The 20,672-nt window shown below is 64.3% G+C and carries 19 protein-coding genes and 1 tRNA gene; 7 read left to right on the forward strand and 13 right to left on the reverse strand.

Going from position 1 to position 20,672, the window contains the following annotated elements; genetic code table 11:
• Positions 1 to 443: 443 nt before the first annotated feature.
• Genes AC0L27_RS37795 through AC0L27_RS37820 form a run of 6 tightly spaced genes read left to right on the forward strand, consistent with a single transcriptional unit; the run spans position 444 to position 5,602 of the window.
• A complete protein-coding gene (locus AC0L27_RS37795; RefSeq protein ID WP_354210320.1) occupies positions 444 to 1,151 on the forward strand; it encodes a c-type cytochrome in 708 nt (235 codons plus the stop codon).
• An 11-nt stretch (positions 1,152 to 1,162) separates the two neighbouring features.
• A complete protein-coding gene (locus AC0L27_RS37800) occupies positions 1,163 to 2,422 on the forward strand; it encodes a cytochrome c (RefSeq protein ID WP_473322917.1) in 1,260 nt (419 codons plus the stop codon).
• A gap of 7 nt (positions 2,423 to 2,429) precedes the next feature.
• Complete coding sequence (locus AC0L27_RS37805; RefSeq protein ID WP_275172584.1) at positions 2,430 to 2,606, forward strand: hypothetical protein; 177 nt, start codon at positions 2,430 to 2,432, stop codon at positions 2,604 to 2,606.
• Positions 2,603 to 3,178, forward strand: coding sequence for a cupredoxin domain-containing protein (locus AC0L27_RS37810; RefSeq protein ID WP_275172585.1), 576 nt, complete (start codon positions 2,603 to 2,605; stop codon positions 3,176 to 3,178). The genes AC0L27_RS37805 and AC0L27_RS37810 overlap by 4 nt, the downstream gene beginning before the upstream one ends.
• The gene (locus tag AC0L27_RS37815; protein WP_473322901.1) at positions 3,165 to 4,787 is read left to right on the forward strand and encodes a b(o/a)3-type cytochrome-c oxidase subunit 1; all 1,623 of its coding nucleotides are present in this window, start codon (positions 3,165 to 3,167) and stop codon (positions 4,785 to 4,787) included. Before AC0L27_RS37810 ends, AC0L27_RS37815 begins: the two co-directional genes overlap by 14 nt.
• Complete coding sequence (locus tag AC0L27_RS37820; RefSeq protein ID WP_354210323.1) at positions 4,787 to 5,602, forward strand: c-type cytochrome; 816 nt, start codon at positions 4,787 to 4,789, stop codon at positions 5,600 to 5,602. The genes AC0L27_RS37815 and AC0L27_RS37820 overlap by 1 nt, the downstream gene beginning before the upstream one ends.
• A gap of 134 nt (positions 5,603 to 5,736) precedes the next feature.
• Here AC0L27_RS37820 and AC0L27_RS37825 read toward each other — a convergent pair whose 3' ends face one another.
• Entirely contained in the window at positions 5,737 to 6,207 is a 471-nt protein-coding gene (locus AC0L27_RS37825; RefSeq protein WP_354210325.1) for a type II toxin-antitoxin system RatA family toxin, read from the reverse strand.
• A 6-nt stretch (positions 6,208 to 6,213) separates the two neighbouring features.
• On the reverse strand, positions 6,214 to 7,170 hold the full coding sequence (lipA, locus tag AC0L27_RS37830) for a lipoyl synthase (RefSeq protein WP_275172589.1): 957 nt from the start codon (positions 7,168 to 7,170) through the stop codon (positions 6,214 to 6,216).
• A gap of 130 nt (positions 7,171 to 7,300) precedes the next feature.
• Here lipA and AC0L27_RS37835 point away from each other — a divergent pair, with 130 nt between their 5' ends.
• On the forward strand, positions 7,301 to 7,903 hold the full coding sequence (locus AC0L27_RS37835) for a DNA-3-methyladenine glycosylase (RefSeq protein ID WP_275172590.1): 603 nt from the start codon (positions 7,301 to 7,303) through the stop codon (positions 7,901 to 7,903).
• A 2-nt stretch (positions 7,904 to 7,905) separates the two neighbouring features.
• On the opposite strand, the gene AC0L27_RS37840 is transcribed toward AC0L27_RS37835, so the two are convergent.
• The 11 genes from AC0L27_RS37840 to AC0L27_RS37890 form a co-directional block, all read right to left on the reverse strand.
• Positions 7,906 to 10,782, reverse strand: coding sequence for a valine--tRNA ligase (locus tag AC0L27_RS37840; RefSeq protein ID WP_354210327.1), 2,877 nt, complete (start codon positions 10,780 to 10,782; stop codon positions 7,906 to 7,908).
• A 145-nt stretch (positions 10,783 to 10,927) separates the two neighbouring features.
• Positions 10,928 to 11,701 (reverse strand): PopZ family protein, encoded by a 774-nt coding sequence (locus AC0L27_RS37845; protein WP_354210328.1) that lies wholly within the window; start codon positions 11,699 to 11,701, stop codon positions 10,928 to 10,930.
• Positions 11,702 to 12,006: 305 nt separating this feature from the next.
• Complete coding sequence (locus AC0L27_RS37850; protein WP_354210329.1) at positions 12,007 to 13,413, reverse strand: TolC family outer membrane protein; 1,407 nt, start codon at positions 13,411 to 13,413, stop codon at positions 12,007 to 12,009.
• Positions 13,414 to 13,626: 213 nt separating this feature from the next.
• The gene (locus tag AC0L27_RS37855; protein ID WP_275172594.1) at positions 13,627 to 14,289 is read right to left on the reverse strand and encodes a protein-L-isoaspartate O-methyltransferase family protein; all 663 of its coding nucleotides are present in this window, start codon (positions 14,287 to 14,289) and stop codon (positions 13,627 to 13,629) included.
• A gap of 138 nt (positions 14,290 to 14,427) precedes the next feature.
• A complete protein-coding gene (locus AC0L27_RS37860) occupies positions 14,428 to 14,607 on the reverse strand; it encodes a hypothetical protein (protein ID WP_007591158.1) in 180 nt (59 codons plus the stop codon).
• 176 nt (positions 14,608 to 14,783) lie between these two features.
• Positions 14,784 to 14,858 (reverse strand) — tRNA-Asn (locus tag AC0L27_RS37865).
• Between the two features lie 134 nt (positions 14,859 to 14,992).
• Complete coding sequence (locus tag AC0L27_RS37870; protein WP_275172595.1) at positions 14,993 to 15,361, reverse strand: hypothetical protein; 369 nt, start codon at positions 15,359 to 15,361, stop codon at positions 14,993 to 14,995.
• A gap of 213 nt (positions 15,362 to 15,574) precedes the next feature.
• The gene (locus AC0L27_RS37875) at positions 15,575 to 17,269 is read right to left on the reverse strand and encodes a flotillin family protein (protein WP_354210330.1); all 1,695 of its coding nucleotides are present in this window, start codon (positions 17,267 to 17,269) and stop codon (positions 15,575 to 15,577) included.
• Positions 17,270 to 17,295: 26 nt separating this feature from the next.
• On the reverse strand, positions 17,296 to 17,955 hold the full coding sequence (locus AC0L27_RS37880; RefSeq protein WP_354210331.1) for an OB-fold-containig protein: 660 nt from the start codon (positions 17,953 to 17,955) through the stop codon (positions 17,296 to 17,298).
• A gap of 10 nt (positions 17,956 to 17,965) precedes the next feature.
• Complete coding sequence (locus AC0L27_RS37885) at positions 17,966 to 19,129, reverse strand: PspA/IM30 family protein (protein WP_354210332.1); 1,164 nt, start codon at positions 19,127 to 19,129, stop codon at positions 17,966 to 17,968.
• Positions 19,130 to 20,267: 1,138 nt separating this feature from the next.
• On the reverse strand, positions 20,268 to 20,666 hold the full coding sequence (locus tag AC0L27_RS37890) for a RidA family protein (protein WP_354210334.1): 399 nt from the start codon (positions 20,664 to 20,666) through the stop codon (positions 20,268 to 20,270).
• Positions 20,667 to 20,672 lie beyond the last annotated feature (6 nt).

Raw genomic sequence — 20,672 nt, forward strand, 5'->3', positions numbered from 1 at the left:
CGCAGCATCAGCCATCCACAAGGCGACGGGGGCAATAGTGCATCGCTCCCCGGGGAGAGCTCGGCATAAGCCGTCAAACCACTGCGCAGGGAAGGCCGTGTGTTGGGCTTCACCTGTATGCCGCTGTGCAGCCTCTTGTAGTGCAACCTTCGCACAGTGGACCGTGGGTGCCAGCCGGCACCCGGCCTTCCCTGCGCCCTCTGACGAGGAGGGCGACACGCACACGCAGACTCGGACAGGAACTGTCGCGAGGCCGCAGCGTTATGTCCAGTTTTCAAAAAGCACGCAAACTTTGTCGAAACCGATCGGGATCGCAGATATCAGCCGCGGCCAAACGTCGTGGCTTCTGTCTGAACTTGGCGTGGGAAAATTATTGGCGCAATAATGATGCTCTACGTTGCGGCCGGGAATCAACCCGGTCCTGTTTTCTGGAGGGCGACGGCGTGTTCGCTCGCTTCACTGCTCCGGCAATCGCCATTGCTATCCTGAGCGCCTTTGATGGTGCGGCCGCGCAACCCGCCAACCAGCCCCCGGATACGATGGCGGCGCGGGTGGAGGCCTGCACGCCCTGTCACGGCAACAAGGGCGAAGGCACCAGCGACGTCTATTTTCCGCGTCTTGCTGGCAAGCCGGCTGGCTATCTCTACAACCAGCTCCTCGCCTTCCGCAGCGGCCGGCGCAAATACCCGCCGATGAATTATTTGTTGGAATTCCTGCCCGATCCCTATCTGGAGGCGATGGCGGAATATTTTGCCAGCGAGCACCCGCCCCTGCCACAGCCCGCGCCCAGCGAAGTGAGCAAGGACGTCCTGGCGCACGGTGAGCTGCTCGCCACCAGCGGCGATGCCGGCCGCAACATTCCGGCTTGCGTGAGCTGTCATGGCCCGGGACTGACGGGCATGCAGCCGGGCATCCCCGGCCTGCTGGGCTTGCGCGCCAACTACATCAGCGCCCAGCTCGGCGGCTGGCGTTATGGCACCCGCACCGCGAAATCGCCTGATTGCATGCAGCTCGTGGCCGGGCACCTGACCGAGGCTGACGTCACCGCCGTCGCAGCCTGGCTTGCGACGCGGCCTGCCCCCGCGAACCCAGCCCCCGTGCCGAAAGGCACCTACGCGCTGCCATTCGGCTGCGGTAGCCAGCCCAACTGACGAGGCGGATGATGGGCTTCAGATTTTCGATCAAGCTCCTGTCCATCGAGTTGCTCGCCCTCGCCGCGTTCACCACGGCAGCAGCAGCGCAGGACAAGGACAAGACAAGCGACATCATCGCACGCGGCGAATATCTGGCCCGGGCCGGCGACTGCACCGCCTGCCACACCGCACCGGAAGGACGTCTGTTTGCCGGCGGCCGTGCCATGCCGACCCCGTTCGGCACGCTGTACACCTCCAACATCACGCCCGATCCGGAGACTGGCATCGGCAAGTGGAGTGCCGACGACTTCTACAAGACCATGCACAGCGGCCGCTTTCCCGATGGCGGGCTGATCTACCCGGCGATGCCGTTTGCGTCCTACACCAAGGTCACGCGCGCCGACAGCAATGCGATCTTCGCCTATCTGCGCTCGGTTGCGCCGGTGAACCAGAAGAACAAGCCGCACGAATTGCGTTTCCCTTACGACAACCGCCAGCTCATCCTCGGCTGGCGCACGCTGTTCTTCAGCGAGGGCGAGTTCAAGCCCGATCCGAAAAAATCGGCGGAATGGAATCGCGGCGCCTATCTGGTCGAGGGCCTCGGCCATTGCGGCATGTGCCATTCGCCGATCAACGCGCTCGGCGGCACCTCGCAATCGGACGCCTTCAAAGGCGGCCTGATCCCGATGCAGAACTGGTACGCGCCCTCGCTGACGTCAAACCGTGAGGCCGGGCTCGGCGATTGGAGCATCAAGGACATCACGGATCTGCTCCAGACCGGCGTCTCCATGCGCGGCGTGGTCTACGGCCCGATGGCCGAGGTCGTGCACAACAGCCTGCAATATCTCAACGACGAAGACACCAGGGCGATGGCGGTCTACCTCAAGGGTATCGCGGAGCCCTCGCCTCCGCCGGCCGCGAGTTCGGCGCTGCCGACCAGCGAGAGCAGCCTTCTGATCAGCCTCGGCAAGACCGTCTACGACAAGAATTGCGCGAGCTGTCATGGCACCCAGGGCGAGGGCAAGCCGCCGCACTGGCCGCCACTTGCGAACAACCAATCGATCGAGATGCAGTCAGCGGTCAACCCGATCCGCATGGTGCTCAATGGCGGCTATCCGCCTGGCACCAAGGGCAACCCGATGCCCTACGGCATGCCGCCCTTCGCCGGCCTCCTCTCCGACAACGAGGTCGCCGCCGTCGTCTCCTACATCCGCACCGCCTGGGGCAATCGCGGCACGCCGGTCTCGGCGCGCGAGGCCAACGAGCTGCGCTCGGCACCGCTGAACTGAGGGCCCCATGTTCAACTCCGATCCGCCGACCAGCCCAGCCGCCGCCGACCAGGCGATCGAAGAGGTCGTGGCGCAGGGCCCCTCCGGTGCGATCGTGGTCGCGGGCATCGCCACGGCCTGCGTTGTCGCGATGTGGTTCGCCTTCTATCTGTTCGTGTTCCTGCCGCGCGGCTCGCTGCAATGAGCGTCGAGGGAGCCCACAGCAACGGTAGCGCCAGCGCCGAGGTCGCAGCCCGCGTCGAGCGGCGCTGGGCCACCATCGCCGTGATCATCGTCGTGATGATGGCGTTGCTGGCGGCATTCGCCGGCATCCATCGCGCGACCATGCCGCAACCGCGCGTCGAGACCACCGATCCCTCGCGCCTGCATCTCTCGGGCGAGTTCGTTGAAAGCAATCTCGGCAGCGTGCTGGAAACCAATGGCAATGTGACCGTGCGCGCGATCGGCCAGCAATATTCCTTCACGCCGGCCTGCATCGTGGTGCCCGTCGACACGCCGATCACCCTGCGCGCCACCAGCGCCGACGTCGTCCACGGCATCCTGATCCAGGGCACCAACGTCAACACCATGCTGGTGCCGGGCTACATCTCCGAGCAGCTCATGCGCTTTACCAAGAGCGGCGACTATCTGATGCCCTGCCAGGAGTTTTGCTCCTTCGGCCACGAGGGCATGTGGGGCAAGGTCAAGGTGATCGACAAGGCGGACTTCGCGAACCGCGCGAAGGGTGGCGGGAGGCTGAGCTGTGTTGGTCAATAGAAAGCTCATCCTCGCCCATTTCTGGCTGGCTTTCGCCGTGTTCGGCATCGCGCTCACGCTCGGCGCCTGGCAAATGTTCATCCGCAGCCCGATCGGCACCTGGCTGTCCAATCCCGAGCTCTATTACCGCTCGCTGACCGCGCACGGCACGGTGATGGGCTACGTCTTCCCGACCCTGGTCGCGATGGGCTTCGGCTACGCCATCAGCGAGTCTGCGCTGGAGCAGCGTCTTGTCGGCGTCCGCTGGGCCTGGGCGGGATTCTGGCTGATTGTGGTCGGCGCGATCATGGCGATGGTCCCGGTCGGGCTCGGCCGCGCCTCGGTGCTCTACACCTTCTATCCGCCGCTGATCGGCAACGTCTTCTACTATCTCGGCGTCGTGCTGGTCGTGGTCGGCTCCTGGATCTGGGTCGCGCTGATGTCAGTCAATCTGCGCGTCTGGCGCAAGACCCATCCCGGCGCGCCGGTGCCGCTGGCGATGTTCGCCAACGTCGCGGGCTCGTATCTGTGGGCCTGGACCGCGGTCGGCGCCGCGCTCGAGCTGCTGCTGCAGATCATTCCGGTCGCGGCCGGGCTGAAGGCCACCATCGACGCCGGCCTTGCCCGCGTGTTCTTCTCCTGGACGCTGCACGCCATCGTCTATTTCTGGCTGATGCCGACCTACATCGCCTATTACACAATCGTGCCGCGCGCGATCGGCGGCCGCATCTATTCCGACAGCATGGCGCGGATTTCCTTCATCCTGTTCCTGGTGGTCGCGATGCCGATCGGCATGCACCACACCTTCGCGGATCCGCAGGTCGGCGCCGGCTTCAAGTTCATTCATTCGGCCTTCACCGCGCTGGTCGCGCTGCCCACGCTGCTGACCGTGTTCACGATCTGCGCCTCCGTCGAGATCGCGGCGCGCCTGCGCGGCGGCCGCGGCATGTTCGGCTGGATCAGGGCCCTGCCCTGGGACAATCCGATGATGCTGGCCCTCGCCTTTTCCTTCGTCATGCTCGGCTTCGGCGGCGCCGGCGGCCTCATCAACATGAGCTATCAGCTCGATGCGTCGATCCACAACACGCAGTGGATCACCGGCCACTTCCACCTGATCTTCGGCGGCGCCATCGTGATCATGTATTTTGCGATCGCCTATGATCTGTGGCCGCATCTGACCGGGCGCGAGCTGATCGATCTCCGCCTGATCCGCACCCAGCTCTGGCTGTGGTTCATCGGCATGATCGTCACGACCTTTCCCTGGCACTGGGTCGGCATTCTCGGCATGCCGCGCCGCATGGCCTATTTCGACTTCGGCGATCCCGCGATCGCGCCGCAGGCCCTCTCGGTCACCCTCTCGGCAATCGGCGGCTTCATCCTGCTGGCGTCGGGCATCATGTTCATCGTTATCCTGGCCCGCGGCATGCGTGCGCCGCTGGTCGACGCCGGCCCCTATCGCTTTGCGCTGGCCGTGCACCAGCCCACAACGGTCCCGGTCGCGCTCAACACCCACGCGCTGTGGGTGGCGCTGATGATCGCGCTGACCCTCACCAATTACGGCTATCCGATCCTGAATCTGGCGCTGAGCGAGGGCACGTCGGTGCCCGCCGTCTATGTGGGAGCGCAGTGATGAGTGCGCGCGAGCTCTTCACCCTCACCAATCGTTATTTCAAGACGAGTGTCGGCATCACGGCCGCGTTCTTCGTCGTGACGGCGATGGCGGGCTTTATCGTGCTGCCTTTCGCACAGCCCTGGGTTCAGTTCGCCAATGTCTGGGACGCGATCTGCAGCGCGGCCGGTGTGCCGCAACGCGCGGCAAGCGTGACTGCGCCGGAGCAGATCAAGCGCCTGTCGGGAGTCGTGCTGACGTCGAACACGCTGTCGCGCCCGAGCCAGGAGGCGATCGGCCGCGGTGCCACGTTGGCGCAGCGCTGCGCGATCTGTCATGGCCCGACGGGTGTCAGCCGCGCGGACTCGCCCAATCTTGCGGGTCAATATGCTGCCGTGATCTACAAGGAGCTGCACGATTTCCGCACGGGCGCGCGCACCAATGCCGTAATGTCGCCGTTCGCCGTCAATTTGACGGACCAGGAGATCGCAGATCTCTCGAACTATTACGCTTACCTGCCGCGGCTGCCGGCCTATCATCCGACGCCGCAATTGCCCAAGCCAAACATCGTGATCTACGGCGCACCGATGCGCGGCATCGCGCCCTGCGGCGCCTGCCATGGCAGCCTCGACAACAAAACCGGCAGCCCGTGGCTCGAAGGCCAGTCCGAGGCCTACATGAAGGCACAACTGCAGGCCTTCGCCACCGGTGAGCGCCGTAACGACATCAGCCAGCAGATGCGCAACATCGCGCGTGCGATGACGCCGCAGGAGATCGAGCAGGCCGCAGCGTACTATGCCTCGCAGCCACCGGATGTCGTGAAGGCGGTGGATTGAAATTTTGGCACGCCTGCCTCCCCATCGTCATTGCGAGCGCAGCGAAGCAATCCAGAGTCTCTCCGCGGAGGGATTCTGGATTGCTTCGTCGCAAGGGCTCCTCGCAACGACGGTGGAGAGAGCGTGCCCGTCCACTACGACGACGCCAGCTTCCGCCGTCCGTAGATCGCATCCGCCCGCTTCTCGAACGCGATGGAAAATCGCGCGAACGCGGCGTCGAACATCGAGCCCATCAGGAGCGCCAGCATGCGGCTCTTGAACTCGTAGGCAAGGAAGAAGCCGACGTCGCAAACGCTCTCGCCTTTGGACTCGAACGTCCAACGGTTTTCCAGATTGCTGAAGGGACCTTGCAGATATTCGACCAGGATCTTCAAATTGGCGCGGTCGAGCGTCACGCGGCTGGTGAAGGATTCCCTGACCAGCTTGAACGACACCGTCATGTCCGCGACCAGCACCTCGGTGCCGTCGGGTTTCGCCATGCGCTGACGGACCTTCAGCGCGCTGCACAGCGGCACGAATTCCGGGTAGCGCTCGACGTCGGCGACCAGATCAAACATCTCGGACGCGCTGTGATCGACACGGCGCTTGCTCGAAAAATTGGGCATGGCGATTCAGCGGGCGCTTGCTGCCCGCGCGGCCTTCAGTTTCGCAAAATCCTCGCCGGCATGATGCGACGAACGGGTGAGCGGGCTCGCCGACACCATCAGGAAGCCCTTCGTGTAGGCAACCTTCTCGTAGGACGAAAACTCGTCCGGCGGCACGTAACGCATCACGGCGTGATGCTTGCGGGTCGGCTGGAGATATTGCCCGATGGTCAGGAAATCGACGTCGGCCGAACGCAGATCGTCCATCACCTGCTGCACCTCGTGGCGCTCTTCCCCCAAGCCGACCATGATGCCGGACTTGGTGAAGATGGTGGGATCGAGCTCCTTGACCCGCTGCAGCAGCCGGATCGAATGGAAATAGCGCGCGCCCGGCCGCACCGTGAGATAGCACGACGGCACGGTCTCGAGATTGTGGTTGAACACGTCGGGCTTCGCCGCGACGACGATTTCCAGCGCCCCCTCCTTGCGCAAGAAATCCGGTGTCAGGATCTCGATCGTGGTCGAGGGGCACGCGGCGCGGATCGCGCGGATGGTCTGGGCGAAATGCGCGGCGCCGCCGTCGGCGAGATCGTCGCGGTCGACGGAGGTGATGACGACATGGGCAAGGCCCAGCTTGGCCACGGCCTCGCCAACGTTCTGCGGCTCGGCCGCGTCGAGCGCGTTCGGCATGCCGGTCTTGACGTTGCAGAACGCACAGGCGCGGGTGCAGGTGTCGCCCATGATCATGAAGGTCGCGTGCTTCTTGTCCCAGCACTCGCCGATATTCGGGCAGCCCGCCTCCTCGCACACCGTGTGCAGGCCGTTGGCGCGCACGATGTTGCGGGTGTCGGCATAGCCGCGGGTGTTGGGCGCGCGTACGCGGATCCAGTCCGGCTTCGGCGGCGAAGCGGAATCGGGCCGATTCACCTTTTCGGGGTGACGTGGGCGCAGCGGGTTCGAGATGGTATCGACAATAACGACCATGGGGTGTCCGGTCTGACCAAGTCCTACCTAGTCGGTCTGGCCGGGCATCGCAACCCGGCTCGCCCCGCTTCAGGGAACATGGCAGATATGGGCAATATCCTGCTCTGTTCTCTGGCGATTCTCACCTCGAATGGCTCCAGTCTCGAAGACCTCTACTCCCCGGCTCGGCAAAGCGCTGAAGCGTGCCTTTTTCGCACGCAGCGTCCACGAGGTCGCGCCCGACCTGATCGGTGCGACCATGCTGGTCGATGGCGTCGGCGGCCTCATTGTCGAAGTCGAGGCCTATCATCATACCGAGCCGGCGGCGCACTCCTATCGAGGCCCGACGCCGCGGAACCAGGTGATGTTCGGCCCGCCCGGCTTTGCCTATGTCTACCGCTCCTACGGCATCCACTGGTGCGTGAACTTCGTCTGCGAGGAGGAAGGCTCGGCCAGCGCCGTGCTGATCCGCGCGCTGGAGCCGACCCACGGCATCGCCGCGATGCGTCGGCGGCGCCATCTCCAGGATTTGCACGCGTTGTGCTCGGGCCCGGGCAAGCTGACCGAAGCGCTCGGCATCACCATCGTGCACAATGCCTTGCCGCTGGACCGTCCGCCGATCGCGCTGCATGCGCGGACGGAGGATTTGGAGGTCGTGGCCGGAATCCGGATCGGCATCACCAAAGCCGTCGAGCTGCCCTGGCGCTATGGCGTCAGGGGCTCGAAGTTTTTGAGCAAGCCGTTCCCGAAATAAGCTTAGGACGCCTGCTTGAGCCGCTCCAGCGCCTCGAGCAGCTTGGCCTTGCGGGCGAGCGCAGCCTCGCGCTTCTCGCGCTCCTCCTCGACCACCTCCTCGGCCGCGTTGGCGACGAATTTCGCGTTCGCCAGCTTGGACTCGGCGCGCTTGATGTCGGCGTCGGCTTTGCCGATCTCCTTGTCGAGACGCGTGCGCTCGGCGGCGACGTCGATCACGCCCTTCAGCGGCAGCGCAGCCACCTCGCCGCGCACCAGGAGCTGAACCGCGCCGTCGGGCGCACGGTCGGCGAAGGAGATGTCCGACAACCGCGCCATGCGCTTGATGACGTCGCTCCAGCGCGGCGCGCGCTCCTTCGTCTCGGCCGAGGCGCCGGCGAGCACAAGCGCCGTCAGGGTTGCCGGCGGGATGTTCATCTCGGCGCGCACCGAACGGATCTGCGTGACGAGGTCGATGACCCAGCCGATCTCGGCCTCGGCCGCGGGATCGGTGAAATCGGCATGGTCGAAGATCGGCAGGACCCAAACCGGCGAGACGAGCGCATCTGTCGGCCCCGTCGTCGCCGCGAGCATCGCAAGCTGCTCCGGCGTCGGTGCGGCCGGCTTCAGCGGCCACGGTGCCAGCGCGAGCAGACCGTCGCGCTTGGCCGTCACCTCCCACAGCTCCTCGGTGATGAAGGGCATGAAGGGGTGCAGCAGTTTCAGGATCTCGTCGCGCGCCCATGCCACCATGGCGCGGGTCTCGGCCTTGGCAGGGCTGTCGGGACCGAGCAGCACGGGTTTTGCGAGCTCGAGATACCAGTCGCAATAGACGTTCCAGACGAAGCGGTAGATGCTGCCGGCGGCGTCGTTGAAGCGATAGGCCTCGATCGCCTCGGTCACCTCCCGCGTGGTGTGCGCGCTCTCATGCGCGATCCAGCGGTTCAGCGTCTCCTTGACCTTGGCCGGCTCGAAACCCTCGGGCACGGCGCAGTGGTTCATCTCCGCGAAGCGCGACGCATTCCAGAGCTTGGTCGCGAAATTGCGATAGCCCTCGACACGGCTGGTGGCGAGCTTGATGTCGCGTCCCTGTGCGGCCATCGCGGCCAACGTGAAGCGCAGCGCGTCGGCACCATATTGGTCGATCAGGCTGAGCGGATCGATGACGTTGCCCTTCGACTTCGACATCTTGGCGCCCTTCTCGTCGCGGACGAGGGCGTGGATGTAGATCGTGGAGAACGGCACCTCCTTCATGAAGTGGAGGCCCATCATCATCATGCGGGCGACCCAGAAGAAGATGATGTCGAAGCCGGTCACCAGCGCGTTGGTCGGGTAGTAACGCTGCACTTCCGGCGCGTCTGCGGGCCAGCCGAGGGTCGAGAACGGCCACAGCGCCGAGGAGAACCAGGTGTCGAGCACGTCTTCGTCGCGCGTGATGAAGCCATCACGCTTGTTGCGGTCGAGCGCCATCTCGCGGCCCTGCTCGACCGTGATGACTTCCTGCTCGACGTAATAGCCGAGGGCGTGGCTGACGGCCTCCTCCTCGGTCTCGGCGACGAACACCTTGCCGTCGGGACCGTACCAGGCCGGGATCTGGTGGCCCCACCACAGCTGGCGCGAGATGCACCAGGGCTGGATGTTCTCCATCCACTCGAAATAGGTCTTTTCCCAGTTCTTCGGCACGAAGGTGGTTTCGCCCGAACGCACGGCGGCCATCGCGGGCTTCGCCAGCGTCTTGGCGTCGACATACCATTGGTCGGTCAGATAGGGCTCGATCACCGTGCCGGAGCGGTCGCCATGCGGCACCATGTGGGTGTGCGGTTCGATTCGCTCGACGAAGCCGAACGATTCCAGCCGCTCGACGATGCGCTTGCGCGCTGCAAAGCGATCGAGCTTGTTGAACTCCTCGGCGAACTGCGCGGCACCTTCCGGCAGGTCGCGCAGATAATCCTCGTTGTCGAGGAGATCGAGGCAACCTTCCTTGTCGATGACGCTGATCCGGGCGAGGCCGTGGCGATTGCCGACCTCGAAGTCGTTGAAGTCGTGCGCCGGTGTCACCTTCACCGCGCCCGAGCCCTTCTCCGGATCGGAATAGTCGTCGGCGACGATCTGGATCTTGCGGCCGACCAGCGGCAGGATCACGTTCTTGCCGACCACCTTCTGATAGCGCTCGTCTTCGGGATGCACGGCGACGCCGGTATCGCCGAGCATGGTCTCCGGGCGCGTGGTGGCAACGACGATGAAGCTCGAGGGATCCTCGGGGCTGAACGTCGTGCCCTCGATCGGATAGCGCAAGTACCAGAGGCTACCCTTGACCTCGGTCTGTTGCACTTCGAGATCGGAGATCGCGGTGAGCAGCTTGGTGTCCCAGTTCACCAGCCGCTTGTCCTTATAGATCAGGCCGTCGCGGTGCAGCTCGACGAACACCTTGACCACGGCCTTGGACAGGCCCTCGTCCATGGTGAAGCGTTCGCGCGACCAGTCGCAGGAGGCGCCGAGCCGCTTGAGCTGGTTGATGATGGTGTCGCCGCTCTCGGCCTTCCACTGCCAGACCCGCTCCAGAAACTTCTCGCGGCCCATCTCGCGGCGTCCGGGCTGCTGGCGCTCCATCAGCTGCCGCTCCACCACCATCTGGGTGGCGATGCCGGCATGGTCGGTGCCGGGCTGCCACAGCACGTCGCGGCCGCGCATGCGCTCGAAGCGGCACAGGATGTCCTGAAGCGTGTTGTTGAGGGCGTGGCCCATGTGCAGCGAGCCCGTCACATTCGGCGGCGGGATCACGATGGTAAAGGGCACTGCGTCGCGGCGGTCGGGGCGGCCGGCCTTGAAGGCAAGGCTGTCCTCCCACACGACGGACATGCGGGCTTCGATATCGGCGGGTTGGTAATTTTTCTCGATCATGGCGCTGTTAGAAAGCCGCGCACGGGGTCCAAGTCAACGGACAAGTCAACGGAAAGGTCAGGGACAGCCAGGCGGCAACAGGGCTTTCCGGTCCGGTCGGAATATGACGCACAAGCAGGGCTTTATGAGGGCTCTGCGGCCCGATCTACCTGCCGCCGCGCGATACCCGCTCGATTTCGGCCTTCACGATGCGTTCAACGAGGCCCGGCAAATTGTCGTCCAGCCAGGATTTCAGCATCGGACGCAGCATCTCCTTGACCAGATCCTCCAGCGTACGCGCATTGCTGCTGAGCACTGTGTGGGCCAGGGAATTGAAGGCGGATTCGACCGCGGAGACCGTCGATTGCGCCAGCATCGGCTGTTGGGGCGGCAGTGGGGGCGCATCGAAATCCACCGGCGCATAGGATGCCGGCGTCGGACGCGGCGGCGGCGATTCGGCGAATTCGAGATCGTCGCGGGGCTCGACCTTGCGGAAGCTCGGCGGCGGCGGAGGTGGCGTCGGCTCCATCGCCAGCGCCATATCGTCGGTCAATTCCAGCACGTCCGGCTCAGGTTCGGGCTCTGGCTCGGGAACGCGGATTTCCGGCGCAGCCGTGGCCGTGTCGAGGCCCGCCAGCAGCGCGTCGATATCGTCCTGATTGTTGGATGCATCCGCCTCGGGTGCGGGGGCCGGCGGCGGCGCCGGCTTTGCGGCCGGAGTCGGTGCGGGCTTCTCGGCGGCCGGTTTGGGCGGCGCGACCTTGGACGGCGGAATATCGCTGATCGCCTGCGGCTTCGCTGGCGCGGCGGGGGCGGCAGCTTTCTCGGGCTTGGCTGCATCCGCCGGCGGCGGCTTGGCCTCATCGTCGGCAATGATGCGCCGGATCGAGGCCAGAATCTCCTCCATCGAGGGTTCTGTGACCTTTGCAGGCTGCGTCATCTCCGACTCCACATCATCAACGCCCTCGCATGCGTTGTTTTACACCAAGCACGACAGGATTGGCCGGTTCCGGATGGGTGGCCCGACATTTTCGTCGCGGCAGCCCGACTTGTCCCCAGATGACGGCTCAACGTGCAGCGGTGCGCCCCTGCCCTCGGCACTCATGCTTTACGCACACGGCATCGGATGCAGAGCGAATCGGCCCGCATCTTCTTGGCAAGGCTATGTCAGGGATTTTGATGATTGCAAGCAAAGCACCGGTCGGCTTCGGCTATTCGCGAGGCCGACCGGATGATTACGGGACTCTAGCGTCCGTCTGGCGTGCGTACGCCGGCCCAGCTGTCGCGAACCTGTTGGTAGTGAACGCTGGGATCGTAGACCGTGGTGTTGAGGCCGAGGACCTGCGGCGCGAGACGACCGACCGCATTGAGCACCGAATAGGACGCCACCACGCGGTCATGCTGGGCAGTGACGAGCGCAACGCGTGCGTTCACCAGCGCCTGCTGCGCGTTGAGCACGTCCAGCGTGGTACGCTGGCCGGCCTTGGCTTCTTCGCGCACGCCGTTCAGCGCGATCTCGGAGGCCGTGACCTGCGCCTGCGCAGATTGTACCTGCGCCTTGCCGGCTTCCAACTGCCCCCAGGCCTGCACGACGTTGGCGCGGGTCTGATCGCGGGTGGTTTCGAGATTCAGGCGCTGCTGCGCCAGGTTCTCTTTGGACTGCCGGATCAGCGAATATTCTGCGCCGCCCTGATAGATCGGTATGGAAGCTGTCGCGATGGCGGACGCGGTATTCGTTCGGAAGACATTCAGAGTCTGCTGGTACGACGTGCTGACAGCAGCCTGGACGGTGACCGTCGGCAGCAGCGCGCCCTCGTTGATCTTGACCTGGAGATAGTTGACGTCGATCCCGAACATCGAAGCCGTGACGTTGGGGTTCTCCACCAGGCTGAGACCGACGGCGGAGGCGAGCGTCGCGGGCAGAAATCGATCGACCGGCGAGCCCGGTGCCAGGTTCGTCGGCTCGTTGCCGATGATCCGGCGAAAATTCGCGCGCGTCGTCGTGAGATTCGATTCGGCAGTCAGGGCCTGGGTCCTGCCGGCCGCGAGCTGCGCTTCGGATTGCGCCACGTCCGTGCGCGTCACTTCGCCGACATTGAAGCGATCGCGGGTTTGCTTGAGCGTCTGTTCGAGCACGCGCACGTTGCTGCGCTGAACTTCGAGAGTCGCCGAATCACGCAGGAAGTCCATGTAGGTCGTGGCAGCCTGCAGCAGGACCGTCTGCTCAAGCACACGCAACGCCTCGCGGGACCCCGAGACCTGACTCTCCGCCGCACGCGTCCTGTTGGCGGTCTGATTGCCGTTGTAGAGCGTCTGGTTGACCGTCAAGCTGGCGCTGTTGGGCTGAAGCGGCTGCGTGGAAAGGGGGTTGTTGCTATGGATCGTTGGGCCCTTCTGCGTCTGTTGGATATCCTGATATTGATAGCCGGTGCCGAGGGTCACGTTGACCTTGGGGCGGTAGCCCGACAGCGCCTGCGGCACGTTCTCGTCGGTCGAGCGCGCCTGGGCGCGCTGCGCGTTGAGCTGCGGATTGTTCTGATAGGCGCGCACCAGCGCAGCCTCGATCGTATCCGCCAAGGCAGGCGTAGGCGCGGTAAGCGCCAGCAGCAGGACCGAAACCGCTGCTCCGGTGAAGAGCTTCACCCCATGCATCCAAAAATTCCGTTCATTCTAACGCCCGGCTCGTGCCCGCGAGCTGGGTTACCGTCTACGAGTGGAGTCGTTGCCCCGTCGCAACATAGGACGCGGTCAAGCGCGACGGAACTACCTGAAAGGTGTCCGCAGTGGAAACTCTTCACGTGCAGCATCCCGGCCACACTTCTGATTCAGAACGGGATTTTAACGGGCTAAAGCCGCTATCGGCCGTCAGAACACGAAGGCGGCGGCCCGTTCCAGCCCGGGAAGGACCGGGGCCGCGGCATCGAACAGCGCCCGATGGCCGAATTCGCCGTGGGTATGGGTCACGATCATGGCTCGCGGCGGCCTGGATTCGGCCGAAACCCCCAACAGGCGCCCACCCTCCTTGAGCTGCCCGAGCAGCCCTGCCGGCGTCACCTCGGTGGCGCCGTTGAGGACGATCACATCATAGGGGCCAGCAGCGGGATCACCCTCGGTACAGGCCGCGGCCTTGCAGGCCACGTTGGCGAGCCCGAGGGCGGCGAAGACGTCATTGGCCTTCTTGGCCAGGGCCGAATCGCATTCCGTCGCGGTGACCTGGCGGGCGAGCTTGGCGGTCAGCGCAGCGAGATAGCCCGTGGCGCAGCCGACGACCAGCACGTTGTCACCCTCGCCGATCTCGGCGGCCTGGAGCAGCTTGCCGGTCAGCTGCGGCTTCATCAGGAACCGCTTGCCGCCCCCCTCGCTGACGTCGAGATCGAGGTCGAGATACGCCAATGCCTGCCGGCTGGCCGGCACGAAGGCCTCGCGCGGAACCGTGAGCATGGCGTCGAGAACACGACGGTCGGTGACGTCACTGGTGCGCACCTGGCCATCGACCATTTTTAGGCGCGCCGTCGAGAAAACGGACATTTGCGGACCCTGCAAGGCGGACGATGCCGCGGACGAAAGTTGGCGGCATCTTTGGAACAGGCCTTGCGAAAACGCAACATGGCTTTGGCCCCCGCGAACCGGGCCCAACCGCAACTCGCAACGTCGAGAGGGCGAGGCCTATTCGATCGTGACCGCGAGACGGCCGATCAATGCGGCGACTTCATCCAGCCGTGCCGAATCGTGGGTCTCGACCGCGCGCGCCAGACAGGCGAGGCATTCGTCGTCGCTGAGTTCGGGGATGTCCGCCGGCAGAATGGAGGGAGCCAGCGGGGAACGGTCGACCTGGATGTCTCGCATGGGAATCAGCTCCGTAAAGGACCGGTCTTTGGAAGCTCGATTTCAATTGAGTCGTTTTGGCGTCACCGCGGAGGATGCCGGCTCGCCCCGGTACACATCTAATTGAGAATTTGCCGCAACGAGATCGCACGCCAGATCAGAGTCTCGGCGCAAGTCACTGAAGATGAAGCGGAATTTGGCTCCCCGGGCTGGATTCGAACCAGCGACCATCCGATTAACAGTCGGATGCTCTACCGCTGAGCTACCGAGGAAAAGGGCGAACCCGTCGTTCGCGCGCGGCTGCGTATAACAAAGCCGCTTGCGCTTGCAAAGGACGAATTCGCTATCTGGCACATTGCGGCGAGGAAGGGGGCATGGCCCCTCCTCCGCCTGACCTCAGGTCAAGTTACTCGGCGACGAACGAAGTGGTCTTGGTGCCGGAATCGTAGCGCAGCCGGAGTGCGGTGAACTTGCAGAGGTTGACGTTCTTCCAGAGCACGGTCTCGTCATAGTTCTGCCAGTCGACGCGGACGTTCCAGACACAGCCATCGTCATCATCGTCGAACTCGACATAGGTGCTCGCCTGGTTCTGCAAAACCTTCTCCAACTCGTTGTCCCATTCGTCCATGCCATCGTCCGGGGCGTTGAAGCCCAGGAATTTGATGGCATAGCCAGTCTCGTTGACGACGGTGACGTTCCGGGCGTCAGCCGCGAACGACGGCGCGGCCGCAATCGATAGGCCGATCGCGATCAGTGCAGACAGAAAATACTTCATATGAAATTCCCCCGATCGAAACGGGCTTTCGGTGCCTGACGTCGATCGGCGCAGGCGCCGCGGCAACTAATGGCGTTGCCTTGAAGGATTCGTCGGAGGCGCAATCGAAAGGTTCGAGACGCGATCGATCCGCCTCCGGCTCGTTGCACGACGCGAGACGCGCAACGAGCCAATTCATATCGATTCGAATTCTCCGCAGCAATGAACCGGCATTCATAGATCGGCGCGGTTTGTTGTCTCCGGCGCGGGCGCCGGCACCGCGGCGCCATTGCTCTTCCCCGTCACGGCGCCGACCAGCGCCTTTACGGGATCCTCGCCCGGCGCAAAGCCGCTCTGGCGCAGGATCTCGTCGATCATCGGACGCAGCGCGTGCACCTTGAGGAGTTCGCCGGCAAGCCCCTCGCCGAAGCCGACATTGCCTCCGCCGACGCCATTGCCGCCGAACGCCCCGCCGGTATGGAGGATGCGGACGTCCTTCAGGTTTCCGATGGGCTTGACCATTTCGGCCAGCGCCGACGGCATGATCTCGATCCGCTTCTTGGCGAGTTCGAAGTCGATGACGTTGGCCCCCAGCTTGTTCTGTGCCTCGTTCTTGAGTGTGATGATGGCGGCCTCGGCCTCGCCGATATTCCTGACGCCAACCGCCTTGATCTTGTTGGACTCGGCTTCGGCGGTGGCCAGCGTCTTGGTGGCCTCGGCGCGATCGAGCGCGGCCTTCTTCTCGGCTTCGGCCGCCACGATCACCTCGGTGGATTTTCGCTCGGCCTCGGTGCGCGCGGCGAGCACCTGGGTGAGACGGGCACGATCGGCAACCTCGACGGCGCGGGCGGTCACGACCTTTTCTTCCGCGGAAACGGCGACCGCTTCGGCCGTCTTGGCTTCGGTCACGGCTTCCGAGGTCTGCTTGCTCTTGGACGCGATCTGGATCTCGTTCTCCTGGGTGGCGATCTGGATCTCGCGCTGCGCATCGGTCTTGCGCTTGTTGATCGCCAGGTCAGATTCGATCACTGCGGTTTCCTTCACCTGCTTGGCGCCCGCCTCCTTCTCGGCGACCGCCCGGTCGGTATCGATGCGGGCATTCTCCTCGGTCAGGCGCGCGGTTTGGGTCGCGGTTGCGACCTCGGCGCGGGTGCTCGCAGTTTTGTTGGCGATGTCGCGCTCCTGCGACAGTTCGGCCTCCTTCTTGGTCCGCTCGATCGTCAGGGTCTGCTGCCGCGCCTCGAGGTCCTTCTGTGCGATCGCTACCTCGTTGTCGCGCACAATGGCGTTGCGGTCGCGGCGACGAGTCTCGGTGACCGTCTTCAATTGGGTGAGACCTTCAGCGTCGAAGAAATTCTCCGGATTGAAGAATTTGACGTCGGTCTGGTCGAGTTTGGTCAGGGACACCGATTCAAGCTCGAGGCCGTTCGATTTCACGTCGGACTCGACCGTGGCCTGCACGTGCTTGACGAAGTCGGAGCGCTTCTCCTGGAGCTCGAGGATACTCATGGTGGCCGCCACCGAACGCAGACCGTCGACAAATTTCGCCTCGACCTGGTTGCGCAGCGCCTCGGCGTCGTTGGTCAGCGCGCCCAGCGTCTGGCTCGCCAGCGCGATGCTCTCATCGTCCGGGCGAACGCGCACGTAGAATTCGGCGACGATATCGACGCGCAAGCGATCCCTGGTGATCAGGGATTCCCGCTCCTTGCGCTCGACGGTCAGTCGCAGCGTCTTTAAATTGACGCTGGCATAGGAGTGGAAGATCGGCAGGATCATGGCGCCGCCGTCGAGCACGACCTTCTTGCCGCCGAGGCCGGTGCGCACGAAGGCCTCGTCGCGGGTGGCGCGCTTGTAGAGAATGGTGAAGACGATCCCGAGGACGACGATCAGCGCGACGCCGATCATGGCCGGGACTGCGATGTCGAACATGATGTTCTCCAATTAATAAATGACTGCTAGCTGCTTAGAGTGGGTTTGGACGGCTTGAGTTCATCGTCGGCCTTCACCGCCACGAAGCGGGTGCCGGCGCGATCGACCAGCAGGACTATGGTTCCCTGCGGCAGGGTCGACGATGACGGTGCGGCAACCGCCCAGACGAAATGCCGGTTACCGTGAACGTCGGCGACGCTGACGCGGCCGGGCGGTCCCTGGTCGAGCGGACCAATGACGACCTCGCCGACGCGGCCGACGAGATCGCCGAGGCCGACCGCATAGCTTTCGTCTTTGGGAATGGCCCGCGCGATGGCGCGGCTGGTGGCGCGAACGAGCGGAACCGAGACGACGACCGCCCCTACCGAGGCGACCGTCGCTGGTAAGGGACCGGCCACCATCCGCGCGATGTCCTGGATCAGGAAGCCGGTGATTGAGAAGGCACCGAGCAGCAACAGCAGGAAAATCAGCAGCGGCACGCCGCCGAGATTGATCCAGGAGATGGCGTTGACGACGCCATTGTCGCTGGGATGACCGAAATCGATGGTGGTGCCGAGCATTTCGCTCAGGGAGGCCCCGACCAGCATCGAGACCACTTCGATCGAGCCGACAATGAGGATCATGGCCGCCGCGATCGCGAACGGCCTGACCTCGGGCGACATGACATGTTCGAGCAGTGCGCTCATGACACAGGTCTCAGGAGCGCGACTTCAACCGGGCCAGCCTCGCTGCAATCTCCTTGTCGCGATGCAACGTGCTGAGCTCGTCGATGTCGCTCGAGAACGGGATGGATGCCGGAACGCCGGTGGCGCGCGCCACCGCCCTGCCCGCACGCAGCGCCTTGGCCGCCGCCGAGGTGCCGCCGGGCTTCCGCAGTGAAGTCGAGGCCTGGTGACTTGCGGCCGCCTCGCTCTTTTCGAGGTCGGCGCGGCGCAGTTCGGCGTCCTGGAGCGCGGAGAGAACGGCACGCAGAGACGTCACGCACTGCTCGATCTTTTCGTTGTTCTCGTCGATGGCGCGGGAGAGCACCTCGAACTGGGCCTCCAGATCCATCTGCCGCGCGATGCCCGAGCGGGCGAGATCGTCGCGGCTATCAGCGATCGCGCCCTCGATCTTTGGAGCGAGATCGGTCATCTCGCGCTCGATCTCGGTGCGGCGCGCGTTGAGGCGATATTCTTCGGCCCGCGCAGACGCGAGCGCATCTCGCGCCTCGGCCTCGGCGCGCTCGATCTCGCGGATGGCCTGTCCGACCACCCCAAGCTTGTTCTTGCCTTCGGCCTGCTCGATCGCGTCGTAGGCAATCCCGGCGATCAGGCGTCCGACCCGCGACAGGAAATTCTCGGGAGCGGCAGCGATGGTATCCATGGCGTTCTCCTCCTCTGGCAGATTGTTCGGCGTGACGCCGTAGTGAACTTCGAAACCGTCGTCGGTGCGGATCAGGTGCGCGGGCACGCTCTGGCCCCAGCCCTCGGCATAGCCGGCGTAGTCGAAGGGCACGCTGAAGCGCCCTTGCACGGTGGCAATCGAAATGGTGGCTGGACCTTTGATCTTGGCAAGCTTGTCGTCGAGCGGTAGGCGGCGCCCCTGGGCCGCGCGATAGTCGGCGCGGTCGCGCAGGCCCAGCGTCACCAGCCGCGAGGGCAGCGCGGTCTGTTTGCGGATTGGCTCATAGGCATGAGCATGCAGCAGGACGACGTTGGAACCCACGTTATGGCTCCGCGCCACCTCGTCCAGGATCTCCATCATGCGGTCATAGGCTCTGAACGTCGCCTCCAGCGCGGCCTTGGCGGCGGGGTCAGGCGCAAGTCGGTATCGCAGCGCCGATGGCGCGTTTCGGGGTGACAGGTTCACGGAAAGCACTAAAGCACCATCTTGGTACTTCAGGAAGAGGAGGCTTGATCACGTTCCACTGATCCTTTGGCATCAGCGATTAGTCGAGGCGGCTGAAGTCTGCGTTCAAGCGCTTGATCACTTCTAAATCGCGGCCGACCAAGACTTCTTGCACGCGCGGGTTGCAATTTGAGACGAAATGGAGGGTCCCGGACAAGCGAAGCGCCGAGCCGGGAGCCAGGAGCCAGGAAGTCGCACACACGCTGTGGCATCGGCTCCGGCTCAGCAGCGCACCGCTGAAGGAGCGCTGGGCTGCGTCCCGGGCACAAGACCGAGGTGGAGGCGCCCGCTCTCTCCACGTCATTGCGAGGAGCTCTTGCGACGAAGCCGTCCAGATCCCTACCATGGAGGATTTTGGATTGCTTCGCTGCGCTCGCAATGACGGAGCAAGCGGCATCGACGATCGCCAACAACTCCCATTCTGCGTCGCGGCCACAGCTTCGCGTCCTCGCGGCTTGGCTCGCCCGAGCTTTGCTTCGTCTCGTACACCCTCCTCGTCAGAGGGCGCAGGGAAGACCGGGTGCCGGCTGGCACCCACGGTCCACTGTGCGAAGGTTGCACTACAAGAGGCTGCAGCGGCATACAGGTGAAGCCCAACACACGGCCTTCCCTGCGCAGTGGTTGACGGCTTATGCCGAGCTCTCCCCGGGGAGCGATGCACTATTGCCCCCGTCGCCTTGTGGATGGCTGATGCTGCGTGCCCGGTCGGGCAGCGACATCACCACAAGACTTGACGCACAGACCCCGGGCGTCAGGACGACACGGTTTTGCCGTACGCGAGCCACACCGGTCGTGTGCGCGACGCCTTCGCTCACGGTTTCCCGCCCTGCGAGGCCCTTCGCGCCGATGCTGCCCGCGTCCACCGCAGCTCACCCCACGTTTCGTGACGATCGCGATACGCCCCTCTGACCGGGGTGAGGTGCCGACAAGATGCGATAAATCAGAATTTCTGTAAAGGCGAATATTTTCGCGCGAGCGGATTGACCTGTCGTTTGGGTGTTTTGCCCGTCGGGCGACGCAAGGTCTTGTAGCCCGGATGGAGCGCAGCGTGATCCGGGGGCCCTGTCTCCGCGGAACGAATCCCGGATTGCGCTGCGCTCCATCCGGGCTACGGACTGTCGTCTGACGGCCGACGGCACACCAGGTCGATCTCGATCAGTGCGTCATAGGCAAGTCCGGTGACGCCGACGCAGGTGCGGGCCGGCAGCCGTCCGGGCGCGAAGAATTCGCGATAGATCTCGTTCATCGCGGTGTAGTCTTCCTTGAAACGCGTGAGATAGATGCGTGTCATCACGACGTGCTCGAGACCGAGGTCGACGCCCGCCAAAACAACTTTCAGGTTCTCCATCACCGCCCTCGTCTGTGCGACGATGCCGTCGGGCAACACGCCCGGTGTTTGCGGCGTGTCCGGCATTTGGCCGGTGACGAAGACAAAACCGTCGGTCTCCACCGCGTGGCTGAAGGGCGCGACCGGCTTCGGTCCGCCGCTGATCATGTGGAATTTCACTGGGTA

Source organism: Bradyrhizobium sp. Ken51 (assembly GCF_055807435.1).